16 protein-coding genes are annotated in these 15,163 nt (G+C 62.6%); 6 read left to right on the top strand and 10 right to left on the bottom strand.

Annotated features, from left to right (window positions below):
• Nucleotides 1-41 precede the first annotated feature (41 nt).
• Both KBY99_RS05745 and KBY99_RS05740 read left to right on the top strand, forming a co-directional pair.
• Nucleotides 42-455, top strand: a complete 414-nt coding sequence (locus tag KBY99_RS05745) for a PAS domain S-box protein (RefSeq protein WP_315857964.1) — start codon at nucleotides 42-44, stop codon at nucleotides 453-455.
• On the top strand, nucleotides 448-2,232 hold the full coding sequence (locus KBY99_RS05740) for a sensor domain-containing phosphodiesterase (protein ID WP_254997925.1): 1,785 nt from the start codon (nucleotides 448-450) through the stop codon (nucleotides 2,230-2,232). Before KBY99_RS05745 ends, KBY99_RS05740 begins: the two co-directional genes overlap by 8 nt.
• On the opposite strand, the gene KBY99_RS05735 is transcribed toward KBY99_RS05740, so the two are convergent.
• Entirely contained in the window at nucleotides 2,221-2,973 is a 753-nt protein-coding gene (locus KBY99_RS05735) for a hypothetical protein (protein WP_254997923.1), read from the bottom strand. The genes KBY99_RS05740 and KBY99_RS05735 overlap by 12 nt on opposite strands.
• Nucleotides 2,974-3,016: 43 nt before the next feature.
• Here KBY99_RS05735 and KBY99_RS05730 point away from each other — a divergent pair, with 43 nt between their 5' ends.
• The 4 genes from KBY99_RS05730 (at nucleotide 3,017) to KBY99_RS05715 (ending at nucleotide 5,828) form a co-directional block, all read left to right on the top strand.
• Entirely contained in the window at nucleotides 3,017-3,784 is a 768-nt protein-coding gene (locus KBY99_RS05730) for a TerC family protein (RefSeq protein ID WP_254997921.1), read from the top strand.
• 10 nt (nucleotides 3,785-3,794) lie between these two features.
• A complete protein-coding gene (locus KBY99_RS05725; protein WP_254997920.1) occupies nucleotides 3,795-4,142 on the top strand; it encodes a DUF6464 family protein in 348 nt (115 codons plus the stop codon).
• Nucleotides 4,143-4,284: 142 nt separating this feature from the next.
• A complete protein-coding gene (locus tag KBY99_RS05720; RefSeq protein ID WP_254998176.1) occupies nucleotides 4,285-5,547 on the top strand; it encodes a DEAD/DEAH box helicase in 1,263 nt (420 codons plus the stop codon).
• A gap of 65 nt (nucleotides 5,548-5,612) precedes the next feature.
• Nucleotides 5,613-5,828, top strand: coding sequence for a hypothetical protein (locus KBY99_RS05715; protein WP_409996536.1), 216 nt, complete (start codon nucleotides 5,613-5,615; stop codon nucleotides 5,826-5,828).
• Nucleotides 5,829-5,831: 3 nt separating this feature from the next.
• Here the strand turns inward: KBY99_RS05715 and KBY99_RS05710 are convergent, their stop codons facing one another.
• From KBY99_RS05710 to KBY99_RS05670, 9 genes are all read right to left on the bottom strand, one after another.
• Nucleotides 5,832-6,038, bottom strand: coding sequence for a hypothetical protein (locus KBY99_RS05710; RefSeq protein ID WP_254997919.1), 207 nt, complete (start codon nucleotides 6,036-6,038; stop codon nucleotides 5,832-5,834).
• Between the two features lie 90 nt (nucleotides 6,039-6,128).
• Nucleotides 6,129-7,184, bottom strand: a complete 1,056-nt coding sequence (fmt, locus tag KBY99_RS05705) for a methionyl-tRNA formyltransferase (protein ID WP_254997918.1) — start codon at nucleotides 7,182-7,184, stop codon at nucleotides 6,129-6,131.
• Nucleotides 7,185-7,194: 10 nt separating this feature from the next.
• Nucleotides 7,195-8,571, bottom strand: coding sequence for a TldD/PmbA family protein (locus KBY99_RS05700; RefSeq protein ID WP_254997916.1), 1,377 nt, complete (start codon nucleotides 8,569-8,571; stop codon nucleotides 7,195-7,197).
• Nucleotides 8,572-8,573: 2 nt separating this feature from the next.
• On the bottom strand, nucleotides 8,574-9,953 hold the full coding sequence (locus KBY99_RS05695; RefSeq protein WP_254998172.1) for a TldD/PmbA family protein: 1,380 nt from the start codon (nucleotides 9,951-9,953) through the stop codon (nucleotides 8,574-8,576).
• Between the two features lie 181 nt (nucleotides 9,954-10,134).
• Nucleotides 10,135-11,241, bottom strand: coding sequence for a magnesium-protoporphyrin IX monomethyl ester (oxidative) cyclase (acsF, locus tag KBY99_RS05690; protein WP_254997915.1), 1,107 nt, complete (start codon nucleotides 11,239-11,241; stop codon nucleotides 10,135-10,137).
• Between the two features lie 48 nt (nucleotides 11,242-11,289).
• Nucleotides 11,290-11,706: a DUF2996 domain-containing protein gene (locus tag KBY99_RS05685; protein WP_254997912.1), complete on the bottom strand. Its 417-nt coding sequence runs from the start codon at nucleotides 11,704-11,706 to the stop codon at nucleotides 11,290-11,292.
• A 74-nt stretch (nucleotides 11,707-11,780) separates the two neighbouring features.
• The gene (locus KBY99_RS05680; RefSeq protein WP_254997910.1) at nucleotides 11,781-12,269 is read right to left on the bottom strand and encodes a hypothetical protein; all 489 of its coding nucleotides are present in this window, start codon (nucleotides 12,267-12,269) and stop codon (nucleotides 11,781-11,783) included.
• A 27-nt stretch (nucleotides 12,270-12,296) separates the two neighbouring features.
• Nucleotides 12,297-12,980 (bottom strand): flavin prenyltransferase UbiX, encoded by a 684-nt coding sequence (locus tag KBY99_RS05675; RefSeq protein WP_254997908.1) that lies wholly within the window; start codon nucleotides 12,978-12,980, stop codon nucleotides 12,297-12,299.
• Between the two features lie 3 nt (nucleotides 12,981-12,983).
• The coding region (locus KBY99_RS05670) for an RNB domain-containing ribonuclease (RefSeq protein WP_254997907.1) at nucleotides 12,984-15,163 on the bottom strand (2,180 nt) is incomplete at its 5' end.

The raw sequence follows: 15,163 nt of genomic DNA, 5'->3' as shown, positions 1-15,163 counted from the left end.
CAATGGGGACCATATAATCTCAACAAGAGATCGAGTAAATTTTGGCTACTGAACAGTCCCAGCCAGAGAGCACTGCGGCCTCTGTTCAACCCACTATTGAATCCTTGCAGAACGGAGATAGGCCCTTTGTATTGGCTGATTCCCTAGGCCAAGTGGTTTCGATTAACAAGGCTTTCGAGCAGACCTATGGCTGGACTGAAGATCAGTTGCGCGGCCAACCCCTGAGCCTGATCTTGCCGGGTGCTTTTCAGATGTCTCACCAGTTGGGCTTTTCCCGCTTCCAGGCCACGGAGCAGTCCACCATTCTTGCGCACCCGTTGCGTCTAAAAACCGTCTGCGCCGACGGTAGTGAGGTGGTGTCTGAGCATTTCATTTTGGGAGAAAAGCGCGAGGCTGGCTGGGTTTTCGGGGCCACCCTCACCCCCTTGCCAGGCTGTATGGAGACTGATGCCTGAAGCCTCCACTCCAAATGACGAAACGACACTGGTCGTTGAGTTGCGCCGCACCTTGGGGCGGCTTGATTCTGCCCTTGGCCAGATACGTGAAGGACTCGTTCTGGTCAATGCGATCGGCCAAGTGCTGTGGACAAACGCCTCTTTTGATAAATTTATAGGTAAGTCCAGGCTTGAGATTCTCGGAGAGGATCTGCACGGGATTCTGCCACTAAATATTGTTGGTGAACCAATCCTTACCATTGAGCAGACCCGGGGGGGATTGCTGGAGACTGTTTTTGTCACTGTGATTCTCAGTGACGATCCGGTGCATGCTCTGGAAATCGAATGGCGTCCCGTAGTCACGGAGGTGCCAAATCCATTGATGTTCTCCTTTCGGGATGTGAGTGCTCGGATCTCATTCGATGAGCTGCAGCAGAAAAGCCAGCAGATCGAAGAAAAATGGTTGTCAACCAGTAAAAAGTATATAGATCTGCAGTCGAAGCAGCTGGCTCTGGCGGCCAAGGTGATGAAGTGCCCCGTGACTGGCTTGCCCAATCGTCGAGGCCTGCGCGCTCGGATTGCAATAGCCTTGCAGCAGCTACGTCGTAAGCCTGGCTTAGTCACACTGCTGTTTTGCGATCTAAATCGTTTTAAGGAAGTAAATGATTCCTACGGCCATCAAGTTGGTGATGAGTTGTTGATTGAGTTGGGTAAACGGCTTCAATCCACCCTTCGTCCTGAGGATGTGCTTGCCAGGCTGGGGGGGGATGAATTCGTGGTGTTGAGCCCTGATGTGCCCACGCCAATGGCAGCAGTACGGCTGGCGGAACGCTTGCAGGCTCTGGTTTCCAAGCCCTGGATTTCACAGGATTATTCGATTTCACCCAGCATGTCTGTGGGTATTGCCTCTACTGATGATCCTGAGGTCACTGTAGATGAGTTATTGCGCCGTGCTGATCTGGCGATGTATGCGGCTAAGGGTAGCGATGAGCGCTCAGTCACCATATATGACAACGTGATTGATACTCAGGTCAGGCGGGGTGTTTTGGTTAAGCGCCAGTTGCAGTCTGCAATTGATAGCGATCTGCTTAAGGTTGATTTTCAGCCTATTGTTGATCTAAAGAGCCGGGATTCGATTGGCTTCGAGGCGCTCGTCCGTATTCGGGATTGTGAGGGTGCCTGGATGTCGCCAATCGAATTTATTCCGGTTGCCGAGTCTGTGGGCTTGATTGATCAAATGGGTGATCTTGTTTTGCGCCGTTGCTTGGCGGTGCTGAAATTGACAAAGAATATAGCGCCTGATCTTGTAATTGCGATCAATATAAGTCCGCTGCAAGTCTGCCGGGAGGGTCTTGCTGGGCGGATGATTGCCATCGCAGAGCGCTATGAGATTGATCTCGCGCGCTTGGCTGTGGAGGTCACCGAATCCGTGTTGATAGATCGTCCTCGCACCGCAATTAACGAGCTAAGCACCCTGCGTGCAGCGGGTTGTAGAGTATATCTAGATGACTTTGGTACTGGTTATTCGAGTATGTCCTGGCTATCCCAACTGCCCATTGATGCAATCAAGATCGATCGTAGTTTTACGGCTGGTCTGCTGAACGATCCTCGTCGCAGGGTGGTGGTGGACTCGATGATCAGGCTGTCTCTTGATCTTGGTTTGGACGTGATCGCCGAAGGGGTTGAGCTTGAAGCCCAGGCAGAAGCCCTACTGGCGATGGGCTGCTTAAAAGGGCAGGGCTTCCTGTTTGGCCACCCAGCCCCCTTTCCCCAGCCAGCTGAGGTTTTAGTTCCCTAAATTTGCGGGAGAGCTTCGGGAGAGCCACTCACTTTCCAGCAACATATTAAATTGCAGTAGTTGGCTGTCGCTAAGTAGTTGGCGGCTGGCTAAAGCAAAGTGTTCCTCAAGGAAGGCACGACCCTGGCTCGGATCCCACTGCAACTGGCTAAGCAGCTCCTCACACTGGCTGAGCAGCTCCTTGCGCCGTAAGGGGGGTGGTGCGCTGGCGGGTTCGCTGCCATCTGCAAAGCCTTCTAGGGCCTGTAGGTAGGCCAGCAGGTCGCCATAGCTGGTGAGTCGGTTGCGGTTGGGGTGGCCGAATACCCGCTCGAGATAGACGGCCTCCTGTTCGCGATTCCAGCCGAGCCGCTGCAGCTGTAAATCCAGTCTGGCCAACTCGCTGCTCCAATCCTCCGGGTCGGCCGGCGGTTCTTCGATCGCCTGGGCCGGAGGGGGGCTTGGCGCCGCTGGGCGCTCGGCTTGGGGTTTGGGCTGAACCTGGGGGGGAGTACTACTAATGCGGACTGGCGTGGGTGCGCTCGCAGTGGGTGCGCTTGCAGTAGGGGTCGCGGCCACTGGAAGGTGTTCACCCAGGCGTTGGCGGGCGCGGTCTTCTGCAGCCTCGGCGGTTGCTGCTTCGCCCAGGGCCGCGTCGATTACCTGGCCAGCACGGCTTATTTGCACCAGTACCACTCGGCTGCCTGGTTCGGCATGGAGCAGCTGGACGTTGAACTGCAGTTCGCCTAACGGATGCTCCAACCCAGCTTTCTAGAGTGGATCCCATCTTGACCCGCTGCAGCCCGTGGAAGCGGAGTCGATCCAATCCCTCACCCCCCTGCTGAACCAGGCAGACCAGTGGCGTGAGGTGCTGTTGTTGCTGCCCCTGTTGGTGGCCCTAGAGGCGGTGCTCTCCGCTGACAACGCGATTGCCCTGGCGGCGATCGCCCGGGGCCTGGAGGATCCGGCCCGTCAGCGCCAGGCCCTCAACCTCGGCCTGGCCTTGGCCCTGGTGTTTCGGCTTGGTTTGATCGTGGCTGCCCGCTGGGTGCTCAATTTCTGGCCGCTGCAACTGGCGGCGGCGGCCTATTTGCTGTGGCTTTGCGGGCGCCACCTGCTGCTGGTTTGGTCTGAGCCCGAAGAGGGGGCCGGCGCGGCAAGTGCTGCTGATGGTGCAGCCACTGCAGGAGCCAAGCCCGGCTCGCTGCACCACGCCGGGCTTGGCTCAATTGTGGCCACCCTGGCCCTTACCGATCTGGCTTTTTCGCTTGACAGCGTTGCCGCAGCGGTGGCGGTGAGTGATCGGCTGTGGCTGGTGATGGCCGGTGGGGTGATCGGCGTTATCGCCCTGCGACTCACCGCAGAGCTATTTATTCGTTGGCTTGAGGTCTACAAGCATCTGGAAACGGCCGGCTACCTGGCGGTCGGTCTGGTGGGTATGAAGCTGCTGCTGCGCCTGGGCCTGCCCCAGGTGGTGCCGCCGGAGTGGCTGCTGCTACTGCTGGTGGCTGCCTTGTTTACTTGGGGCTTTTCGGTGCGCCTGCCTCTGGCGCCAAAACCACTGGAGCCATGAGGGTGGAGCCATGAGGGTGGAGCTGCGCCAGATCGGCAGCGATCGCCTGCTCGATTGGCTTGAGGTGCCAGAGCTGGCTGAGGTGCCCCATCCGGGCCGTTGGCTTGAGGTTGGCGGCCGCAGTTTTCTGGTGCTGCAGCGGCGCCACCGCTATCAATTGCGCAATGGCTGCTACGAACTTGCCAGTGTGGCTCTGCAGGTGAAGCCCCAGCGCCAGCCCACCGATGCCCGCTGGTGGCAAAACCAGTGGGTGATCGGGAACCCCGATTGCCGTTTCAACGCCCGCAGCCCGCTGCTGCGCTGTGCCGTGCTTCCCGATGGCCCATGCGAGCGCTGCAGCCACTTCGCTGGTCCCTAGGGTGGGGGATCACGCAGCACCTGCAATCCGTCAGCCCTCTCCACGATCCGGCACAGAGGTTGCCGATTCCAGTCCGGCGGCGGTGGACGCTGCTGCACTCAGCAGCGATGCTCCCGAGCTGCTCGACTTTGCATCGTTTGGGCTGGGTGAGCCGATCTTGAAGGCGGTAACCGAAAAGGGTTACACCAAGCCCTCACCGATCCAGGGCCAGTGCATCCCGGCGGTGCTGGCGGGTCACGACGTGATGGCGGCGGCCCAGACCGGCACGGGCAAGACCGCCGGTTTCACCCTGCCGATGCTGGAGCGGCTGCGCCACGGCCCCCCCGCCCGCGCCGGCATTGTGCGCTCCCTGGTGCTCACCCCCACCCGCGAGCTGGCTGCCCAAGTTGGCGAAAGCGTGCGGGCCTACGGCCGCTACCTCGATCTGCGCAGCGACGTGGTGTTCGGCGGGGTCAAGGTGAATCCCCAGATTTCCAGGTTGCAGCGCGGCACTGACGTGCTGGTAGCCACCCCGGGCCGGCTGATGGACCTTTATCAGCAGAAAGCCCTGCGGCTCGACCGGGTCGAGATCCTGGTGCTCGATGAGGCCGACCGGATGCTGGATATGGGCTTCATCCGCGATATCCAGAAAATCCTGGCCCTGCTGCCGCCCAAGCGTCAAAACCTGCTGTTCTCAGCCACCTTCTCTGGGGATATTCGCCGCCTTGCCACCGGCCTGCTGCACAACCCCGTGCAGCTCCAGGCCACTCCCGAAAACCGCACCGCTCCCACGGTGGAGCACCTGCTCCATCCCTGCGACATGGATCGCAAGGGTGATCTGCTCAGCCACTTGATCAGCAGCAACAACTGGCAGCAGGTCCTGGTGTTTTCACGCACCAAGCACGGCGCCAACCGTATGGCCGAGCGACTCACCCGCGAGGGGATGTCGGCTTCGGCTATCCATGGCAACAAGAGTCAGGGAGCTCGAACTCGAGCCTTGGCCGACTTCAAGGCTGGTTCTTTGCGGGTGCTGGTGGCAACAGACCTGGCTGCCCGCGGCATTGACATTCACCAGCTGCCCCACGTGGTCAACCTGGACCTGCCGAACCAGGCCGAGGACTACGTACACCGGATCGGCCGCACCGGCCGGGCCGGCCACAACGGCCACGCAATTTCCCTGGTGGCAGCTGAGGAAAGTGAGCTACTGCGGGCCATTGAGCGCATGATCGGCACCCGTCTGCCACGGCAGGAGGTGCCGGGTTTTGAGCCCAAGGTGCTCTCTGCTCCACCCCTGGATCTCAGCGGGGGTCGGGGTAAGGGCAGGGGAGCTGGTGCTCGCCGCGGTGGACCCCCAGCCGGAGCCTCCCGCAGCGGCAGCGGCAGCGGCGACGGTGGCCGCCGGGGTCGCTACAGCTCTGGGCGTTGATATAGCCCTAACGGCAGCAATCGACACACCGGCTAAGGGTGGTCTCCGCTCGGATAGGGACGTTGATGAATCCCGCTATGCCCTACGAGCCCGGATCGCCTGAATGCCGCGTCCTGATCGACTGCAAGGTTCAGATTGAGTCGATGCTGCTGGCCCTGGGGCGCATCGACAACAGCCAGCACATCCGCGACCAGCTGTTGTCTGTGCACAATCAACTTGAGGGGCTGCACGCCATCCACCGCAAGGCAGTTGCCGCTCCCCGAGCTGCGGGCGAGCCTTGAGGATCAACCAGCTGCCTGGGCCGCTAGGACCCCACTTTTTTGCCGCCCCATTTCAAAACCGTGACAGGTGGCATAGGCGCTGGCCAGGGTTGCAACCCGGCGTCGCCTGTGGGGCTGTTGCTCGTGGCTGACCACGTAGCGTCCTGTCGTTTCCCTGTAGATCAGACAACCATTGCCGGTTTCACCGACGTAGGACAGTTCGTTTCCCATGGTTCCCGAGCAAGGTCTCCTTCCTCTCTAGCTGCGGTTACTGGCGCCGAAAAGTGAGGGAGCCCTAACAACACAGAACTTAAGTTGGCTCTAGGCGCCCCCAAGTTGATCACCTGCGCTGCAGCCGAGTTGTTGCAGCAAGCTCTGGCCTTGGGCAGGTGACTTGCCCTCCAGTTGGGCTTCTCTTACCAGCAATGGGCAGCCAGCAGTGCCAACCACGAGTCCCGCATCGGCAGCAACCGCCAGCACGGTTCCGGGTGCGGCTGTTGCCGACAACAATCCTTTCGACAACAATCCTTTCGAAAATACTGCTGGCTCTGCCAGTAAGCAGCGGGCTTCTGGACTCAGTTGAGAAGCGAGCCTGGCGACCAGAGGTTCGGTGGCTAGAAGTTTCAGCCGCTTGCCCTGCCACTGGGTGACCGCGCCGGGATACAGGCCCATGATCCGACGATGAATTTCCAGAGCCGACTGGTTCCAGTCGACTACCAAGTCGTCTTTGGTGAGCATCCGGGCGTAGCTGAGGCCCACTTCTCCCTGGACACGAACCCCTAGCCGGGCTAGCCGTTCGGCTTCTGGTCCCGTTCCAGCGGTTTCTATGCTCGGCAGGGCCTCTACCAGCAGCTCGGCGCTGAGCTGGGCCAGCCGCTGCCCCAACTGCTGGGCGTTCTCCAGCAGGCCAATGGAAATAGAGCGCTCCAGCAGCACCGGCCCGGTATCGAGGCCTTCCTCCATGGCCATAATTCCTACGCCAGTGCTGCTGTCGCCCTGCAGCAGGCACCACTGGATCGGTCCGGCGCCACGCCAGCGGGGCAGTAGGGAGCCGTGGGCGTTCCAGCACCCCAGGGGGGGCTGGGCAAGCACCTCAGGCGGCAGGATCTGGCCAAATGCCACCACAACGGACACATCGGCGCCGAGGGCGCCAAGCCTGGCCTGGAGCTCGGGCTCGCGGCGGATCCGCTCCGGCGTGAATATCGGCAGGCCTAGCTCCAGTGCCCGGGCCTTGACAGGACTTGGCAGTAAATCCTTGCCCCGGCCCCGCCGCCGATCGGGCTGGGTAACCACCCCCACCAGCTCGTGCCCTGCCACCACCAGCGCATCAAGGCTGGGCACGGCGTAGGCGGGGGTGCCCCAAAACAGGATCTTCAAGGACAGATGATCAGGCCTCGCCGGTGATCGAGAGCCCTTCCACCCAGACGTAAGGGCAGAGGCCATCTGGGGTGATCTTGGCCAGGCCTTCAAAGCCGACGATCGCTTTCATCACGGTGCGGATGTCGCCGGCGACGGTGGCGGCTTCGATCGAGCGGCTGACACCACCCTCAACTAACCAGCCGTCAAAAGGCAAGGAGAAGGAACCCTGGCTGGCTTTAACTCCAGCATGCAGAGCTGATAGGGAGTCGATCACCACAACGGGGCCAGAATGGTTTAAGCGGTCTAGCCCCTGCTGGCCGCCGCCGCTGCCTGGGGTAACGCCAATCTCGAACCAATCGGCCCCCACCGACACCTTTGCTCCCATGCCGGCATGGCCGGTGGGCGCCACCCCAAATGCTCGGGCCGTGGCTTCCGAGTGCAGGAAGTTTTTCAGCACGCCGCCAGCCACTAGATCCAGGGGCGCGGTGGGGGTGCCCTCGCCATCAAAGGCAGAGGCGCCCACATTGCCGGGGTGCAGGCCGTTATCGCGGATGCTCAGAAAGGGCACAGCCACGCTGTCGCCGAGGGAGTCGCGGTGGCTGAGGCTCACCCCATCGAGCACGGCTCGGGCATTGAACAGGCTGCTGAAGGCGCCGATCAGGTCGAGGAAGGCTTCCGGGCTGAAAACACAGGTGTAGTAGCCGGTTTCGATTGGTGCGTAGTCAAGATGGGCGATCGTTCGCTCGGCGGCCTCTTCAATGCAGCCGGCGATGTCGAGCTCGGCGGTGCCGTAGGCCAGGCGCACGGCGCCTGAACTGCGCGGTTTGCGACCGGCTTCCTCTGCTCTGGCGTAGAGGTAGAGGCTGGCGGTGGTCAGGGTTTGGTGGCGACAGGCCCCCGCGCTGTTGAGGTAGAGACGCTCGCTACTGCGCTGGGCCAGGCCGTTGTAAGGCACGGTGCCGATGGCCACGTGGCGATCAAGCAGTTGCCTTTCGGCCTGCTTAAGGGTGTCCAGCAGGCTGAGGATCGGCTGGGGTTGATGCAGAGGTTGTTCTAGTGGGGCCAGGGGTGCGGTGGCCAGGGGCGAGAACGCCGGGGTTTCCTCCGCATTGCCAAAGGCGCTGGCGTCGCGGGCGCCGCTCAGGGCCCGGGCCAGGCCGGAATCGCTGAGGTCTGAGGTGCTGGTAATGCCAACTAGGCCGTCGCCGTTCCACACCCGCAAGGTGATGGCGCTGCGTTGGGCCCCTTTCATCTGTTTGGCTTCGCCGCGGTCCACCTGCACGGAGGTGTCGGTGCTGCAGGAGGCGCCAAGATCCCATTGCTGGATGCCAGCGCCCTGGGCGAGTTGCCGCAGCCGGCCGCTGAGGGCCTCGGCGTTCAGGGTCTGGATGGTGGGCTGGGTCATGGTCAGCGTCCTCCCACGGTGATCGAATCCACCTTGATGTGGGGCTGGCCGACGGTCACGAAGATGCTGCCGCTCACGGAGCCACAGAAGCCCGCTGCTAGTTCCAGGTCGTTGGCGCACATTGAAATGCGCGGCATCACCTCCTTGGCTTCGCCAATCAGGGTGGCCCCCTTTACCGGTTTGGTGAGCTGGCCGTTTTCAATCAAGTAACCCTCCTCCACGGCGAAGTTGAACTGGCCGGTGGGGCCGACGCTGCCGCCGCCCATCGATTTGCAATAGAGCCCCTTGTCGACGGAGCCGATGAGCTGCTCGGGGGTGTGTGGGCCGGCGGCGATGAAGGTGTTGCGCATGCGGCTGGCGGCAGCAAAGGTATGGCCCTGGCGCCGGCCGCTGCCCGTGCGGCTGTGGCCGGTGCGCAGCTCGCCGGCTCGATCGCTGAGGAAGCGCTTGAGAACGCCGTTTTCGATCAGCACGGTGCGCTGGGGCTCCATGCCTTCGTCGTCCATGGAAAGGGAGCCGAAGGCGCCGGTGCTGAGGCCTTCATCGATGGCCGTGACGGCCTCGTGGGCAATGGATTGGCCAACCATCTCAGCAAAGGGGGTGGTGCCCCGCTCCACCTGGGTGGTTTCCAGCAGGTGGCCACAGGCCTCATGAAAAATCACGCCGCCGAAGCGGTTGGCCAGCACCGCAGGCATCTGACCGGCTTCGACGTAATCGGCGTAGAGCATGGTGCCCACACTCGAGCACACCTCCTGGGCGGCGGCGTCCGCGTCCCACTGGCGCAGGTCATCGGGGCGATCAGAGGTGCCGTAGCGGCGGCCGAGGCCGGCGCGGTGGTCGCCGTCGGCGGCAAGCACGTTTAAACCGAGGGACTGGTGCAGGCGGATGTCGCGGGCAAAGGTGCCATCACTGGCAGCAACCAGCACCGACTGCCAGTCGCGGGAGTAGCTGCCGCGCCTGGCCTGTAGGTGGCTGCCGTGGTGCTCGAGGCGGCAGGTGCCCTCCAGCAGCTTCAAGGTGGCTTCAGCTAGGGAGGGGCAGCTATCAAGCCAGTCCAGCTTGGCGGCGGCGAAATCGCGCATCACCTCCAGACCTTCGAAAGGGCTGGAGTTGCTGCTGCTGTGGCTCAGCCCGAGCATGCCGAGGGCTTGCTCAAGGGCCTGCATCAGGCCGCGATCACTCAGGTCGTTGGTGCTAACAAAGCCATCGCGGTCGCCCAGGAACACCCGGATACCAGCGCCCATGCCGAAGGCGGGGCTGACGCTGGTGATGGTGTCCTGCTCAGCCAAGACGCCGAGGTGGTCGGTGCGCTCCAGGAAAATCTCAACTAAATCGGCACCTGCTGCCCTGCCGCTCGCCAGTAAGGCCTCCAGCCGCAGCATCCAGCTTTGATCAAATGCATCTGCCGCTACCACTGCCGGCTGGGCTGCAGCCGACTGGAGAACAACCGGTTTGGAGGCAACCAAAAGAACTCAGCGAAGGAATGATTTAACTGCAGGCCAGGCAAAGGCTGGCAGGCCTATCAGAATGCTCAGCGCTTCAAGAAAAAATCAGCGCACTTGCTCAGCGAACTGAGGGCTGGAATTGCTCGCTGCGGATAGCAGGGGTGAAATAAAGCTTGGCCATTTCTGCGCCATTGGCGATCCAATAAGGCAGTTTGCGCAAAACTTTTATTGCTCCAGGAGCGCTGCTTGCGTCGGCCTCGCTGAGCTTGGCGTTGTTGCTAACCAGACGCTCTAGGCGAGTGTAGAACTTGGGATGGTCAACATTCAGTACAACTGGGAACACCCTGGCGGAAGTCTCGTTGGTTTTAGCAATCACGACCTTGTCGTATTCGCGAGCATCGAGGCCCAGGGCTTCGTAGAACTCTTTGCGAGCAACATCTCGGACATACATGGTGGCAAACACTGCCAGCAGGAAGAAGCGGCACCAAAGCCTGGCGGTGAAGCCCCGCACGGTGTCTGGCTGAGCCTTCATCAAGGCATCAAAGAAATCGCCGTGGCGGTTCTCGTCTTGGCACCAATTCTCGAAGAAGTTAAAGATCGGGAAGATCTTGCTTTCTGGATTTTGCTCTAGGTGGCGATAGATGGCGATGTAGCGCCAGTAGCCAATCTTCTCGCTCAAGTAGGTGGCGTAGAAGATGAATTTAGGCTTGAAGAAGGTATACGACTTGCTGGCGGTCAAGAAGCCCAAGTCGAGTTGCAGCCCAAAATCTCCCATGGCTTTATTGAGGAAGCCAGCATGGCGGGCCTCATCGCGCGCCATATGGGCAAAGCACTCGGCAAGCAGCGGATTTTTGGTTTTGATGCGGCGGCTGAGCTCCTTGTAGAGCAGGAAGCCAGAAAATTCAGAGGTGCAGCTCTGCTCAAGAAACTCAACGAAAACCCTGCGGGTATCAGGATCTAGCTTCTCGGCTGCCCCCTCAAACTCGCCGTTGCGCACGAAGTGGTGGCGGTTGTAGTCCTTGCGGAACTCCTCGCATATGGCCTCAAGCTCCACCTCATTTGGCCGCAGATCCATCGCCGCCATGGCGTCGAAATCTGTGGTGTAGAAGCGGGGCGTCAGGATCGTGTCCTTGGCCGGATCTTTGACGGCTGGTGCACCGGGCGAGCCAACAGAGGCTTGACTGGGGCTGGCGGTAGCGCTGGCAGTTGCGGCTGGAGGCACCATCGAGGCTTGCGGCTTACGGCAGTTCCTGCATCGTAGAGGGCGTGGCCGTCAGTTCGGGCCGAGCCATTTCTGACCGTTGAGCCGCTGCACCAGCCGCGATACCAGCAGCGCCAGGCTCATCTTCTTCTCGTCGATAAGAAACGACTCCAGCAGGCTTGGCTGGCCGCCTGCCTCTGCCAAAGCCACCGTTTTGGCTGAACTGATCTCTGGTTTGGTGAAGCACAGCCAGAAGCGACGCCGACCCGGCAGCTCCCCTTGAACCATCCAACACTCCGAACCCACCACGGGCATGGCTCCTTGCACAAAGGCCAGTTCGGCAGCAGCTCCTCCGTAGCCCTGGATCTCCTTGGCCAGGGCCGGGATCAATACCTGGGGCACAAAGATTTCAAACGGCTGGTCTTCCACTGCAGGCGGTTTGGCCTTTGCGGGCTGATCTTTGGCAGCTGGCTGGGCGGATTCGCTCACCGTTGCAGGCCCCTTTCGGCATCGTCCTTGGACTTTACGCAGGTTGCCAGGCGCTGGGTTGCCCGGCAGCTCGCTCACCAGTCGTCACTGCTGGGGCTGTCCCAGCCATCACCAACGGCAGCGGCCTGGGCTACCACCGGTTCGCCTGCTGGAGCTGGGTTGCTGCCTTTGCGAATCACCCTGAATGGCACGGCAACGGTTGGGGCTGGTTCGCCAGGGGGTCTCGGCGGCCCGGCGGCGGCTCGAGGGGCTGGCCTTGCTGGCTCGCTTTGGTTTTGCTGCTGCGGCTGCCTCCAGTTCTCCTCGGGGGCACTGGCGCCGCGGCCAACTTGACGGCGCAGGGTGAGCGGCCCAGTGCGCAGGGCTAGGGCGGCTCCGGCGGCGCTCAGCCCGGCTCCCGCGCTGGCGGCCAGGGCTATCCAGGCTCCGATTGGCAGGGCCGGGCTGGTCCAAACAAGCAGGCGCAGGGCCGCACTGGGTCGGGGGTTTAGGGCGCCTACCAGCAGCACCAGCAGGAGGGGAGCCAGCAGGGGGAGCAGCAGCAGGCGTTGCAGCAGGGCCAAGGGATCGACTGGGGTGAGGAGGGCGGCCTAGGGGGAAGTCGTCCTGGCGGCTGGTGCCCCAGGGGATCCTGGCTGGTGCGGCGGCCCCTGCCAACGGCGCAGGTTGCCGAGCTCGTAGCCGAGCACGTCAAAGACGCGGATCACCAGAAAATCCACCATGTCTTCGATCGATTGGGGTTGGTGATACCAGGCAGGCACCGGCGGGGCGATGCGGGCACCAGCCTCGGCCAAGGCCGTGAGGTTGCGGAGGTGCACCAGGCTCCAGGGGGTTTCCCTCGGGCAGATCACAAGGGGGCGCCCCTCCTTGAGGTGAACGTCGGCGGCCCGCTCCACCAGATCCAGGGCTACCCCCGAAGCGATGCGCCCCACGGTGCCCATGGAGGCCGGCAGGATCACCATGCCGCGGGTTTTGAAGCTTCCACTGGCAATGCCAGCGGCCTGGTCGTTCCAGCGGTGGCAGCGCAGCTGCCCGGTGCTTACAGCGGTGCGTTCCCGCCAAAAGGCTTCCTGGGCATCAGGTTCTGAGGGCACCCTCAGTCCCAGTTCGGCCTGCCAGACGCCAATGGCTCCGCGCGAGGTGACCAGCTCCACCGCTTCTCCCGCCTCCAGCAGCAATTGCAGGGCCCGCTGGGCGAGGGGCTGGGCCGAGGCGCCAGAAACGGCCAGCACCACCGGCCCCGTTCCGGAGCTGGTTCCGGATGGCCGAACCATGGCTCAGACCTCGCTCAGCACCGCGATGGGCGCGAAGGGGTCGATGTCGTCGTGGTCCTGGTTTTGGTCCTGGTTTTGGGGATAGGAGTCGGCCGTCTCGCTCTCGTAGCCCTCGGGCAGCACCACGGCCAGGTCGATCTGGTGGCGCAGGGCATCCACCTTCTGGATCTCCACCTGCACCTGGTCACCCAGCATGTAGGTGCGACGGTTTTTGCGTCCCACCAGGCGGTTTTGGCGGGAGCGGTACTCGTACCAGTCGTCCTTGAGGGAGCTGACGTGCACCAGGCCTTCTACCTGGGAAGGGGGCACCTCCACGAAGAAGCCGTAGCTCTGCACACCGCTGATTACCCCAGGAAGCACCTGCCCCACTAAGGGCTCGGCTTGGCGGGCCTGGAGCATGGCCAGCAGGTCGGCCTGCAGTTCAGATAAAAAGCGGCGCCGACCATTGAGACGCTGCACCAGCCCATGCTCCTGAACTTCCAGGTAGGGAGTGAGCTGGCTAGGGGCCAGCAGCGGCCAGTCGATGGCGCCGTGGCAGGCATCCGATGCCAGATCGACGGTGGTTTTGTGGCGCACACTGGGGCGGTCCTTGCCCTCGGTGAGCAGCAGCACCAGCAGTTGCTGGTTCCAGAGGTCGGCGTAGTGCAGGGTTGGGCAGCACCAGGGGGCTAGGGCTGCCCCCTCTTCCAGCAGGCCCGCTAGGGCATGGGGTCCGGGGCTGGCGCTGAGCTGGATCGGTTTGAGGATGGCCTGCAGTTGCTGCTGCAGGGCCCGGCTGCGGTCGGTGCCAGCGAAGGCGGCGGCCAATTCAGCCGCACTGGCATTGCCCTCTTCGCTCAGCTCCAGCGGGATGTCGAGGGCCAGAGCAGCCCTGGCAACGTCGTTGAGGTCGCTGGGGTCCGCCAGGGCATTGGTGGCATATATCGCCGGCAGTTCCAAAGTTGCCAGGTGCTGGCCTAGGGCCTGATCGGCTAGCAGCACCGCTTCGCGCATCAGGGCCAGGGGATGGTGGGGCTCCAGGCTCACAAGCCAGCCAGCTAGGGCGCTGTCGGGGCCGGGCACAGCCAGATCTCCCAGGCTGTCGATGGCGGGCAGGGGCAGGTTGAGGTCGAGGGATCCTGCCGCTTGCCGCCTTTGGCGCAGCAGGCCAGTGACAGCGATGAGCTGCTCCAGCAGGCCCAGCTGCTCCTTCAGCCCCTTGAGCGCCGCTGGCACGGTGCGGCTCTTGGGTTTGCGCTCCGCCAGGGCATTTAGTGCTTCCAAACCGACTGCCGCCACGGGATTGATCTGGCTGCGGCTAAAGCGGTAGTGCTCAAGGCTGCCGTCAGCGCCCAGCTCCAGGGCCACCGACAGGGCTTCCTGCACCTCTCCGACCTTGAAGGAACTGGCCTTGGCCAGGGCTGGACTCAGCAGCGGTAGCCACTGGTTTCCGGTGCAGTAAGCGTCAGCCTGGTTGCGAAGCCAGGTGTCCAGGGTGCTGCCGGCGCTGAAGCGCTCAGCGATGGCCGGGGTGTGCACCCACAGGGTCCAGCCGCCGTCGCGCTCCTCAATGCCCATGGCTGGCAGAGCGGGGGCTTCCTTGCCGCTCCATGGTTCAAGCAGCAGGGTGGCTTGGGCGGTGAGGTCGATGCGCTCCTTGGCGGCCAGGGTTTTGAGGGTTGCCCGGGGTGGCTGGGGGCGGCTGTGGAGCCGGTGCTTGGTCAGCAGCAGGTCGAGGTCGGCTGCTTCCCCCCCGTTTACAGGCAGGCTGCGCGCCACGTGACCCTGAGGGGCAAATTGCCCCACCGGATAGCGGTCCACCAGCACTTCCACCACCGATGCCTGTTCGCCATCGAGATGGGCGGCGTCGCCGGCTGGCAGCTCCACCGCCGTAAGCAGGCGGTCGTCTAGGGGGGTGGCCACCAGACGCTCATCCTGCTGCTCGACCTGGGCCAGCAGCGAGGTGGTGTGGCGCTCAAGAACGCACTGCACCCCGCCCTCAGGTGAGCGGCGACGGCCGCCTTCGCGGGTCACCTTCACCAGCACTCGGTCGCCATTCCAGGCGTGGTTGAGCTGGTGATCGCGGATGTAGATGTCTTCGCCGCCGTCTTCGCGCAGGGCAAAGCAAAAGCCTTTGCTGGAGCAACGCAGCCGTGCGGCGATCAGTTCAGGGTCTTCGCGGCGGGCGACGCCGGCCTCACTGA

It is taken from the genome of Cyanobium sp. Maggiore-St4-Cus (assembly GCF_024345615.1).
Classification (GTDB): domain Bacteria; phylum Cyanobacteriota; class Cyanobacteriia; order PCC-6307; family Cyanobiaceae; genus Cyanobium_A; species Cyanobium_A usitatum.
The sequence above is the reverse complement of the archived record's forward strand: the minus strand, read 5'-3'. Positions and strand labels throughout refer to the sequence as shown.

What these genes read in the sequence shown, in the direction of transcription:
- KBY99_RS05710 (WP_254997919.1), bottom strand. Translation starts at nt 6,038, where the DNA reads ATGGGAAACGAACTGTCCTACGTCGGTGAAACCGGCAATGGTTGTCTG.
- KBY99_RS05725 (WP_254997920.1), top strand. Translation starts at nt 3,795, where the DNA reads ATGAGGGTGGAGCTGCGCCAGATCGGCAGCGATCGCCTGCTCGATTGG.
- KBY99_RS05740 (WP_254997925.1), top strand. Translation starts at nt 448, where the DNA reads ATGCCTGAAGCCTCCACTCCAAATGACGAAACGACACTGGTCGTTGAG.
- KBY99_RS05700 (WP_254997916.1), bottom strand. Translation starts at nt 8,571, where the DNA reads ATGACCCAGCCCACCATCCAGACCCTGAACGCCGAGGCCCTCAGCGGC.
- acsF (WP_254997915.1), bottom strand. Translation starts at nt 11,241, where the DNA reads ATGGTGCCTCCAGCCGCAACTGCCAGCGCTACCGCCAGCCCCAGTCAA.
- KBY99_RS05715 (WP_409996536.1), top strand. Translation starts at nt 5,613, where the DNA reads ATGAATCCCGCTATGCCCTACGAGCCCGGATCGCCTGAATGCCGCGTC.
- KBY99_RS05675 (WP_254997908.1), bottom strand. Translation starts at nt 12,980, where the DNA reads ATGGTTCGGCCATCCGGAACCAGCTCCGGAACGGGGCCGGTGGTGCTG.
- KBY99_RS05695 (WP_254998172.1), bottom strand. Translation starts at nt 9,953, where the DNA reads ATGCTGCGGCTGGAGGCCTTACTGGCGAGCGGCAGGGCAGCAGGTGCC.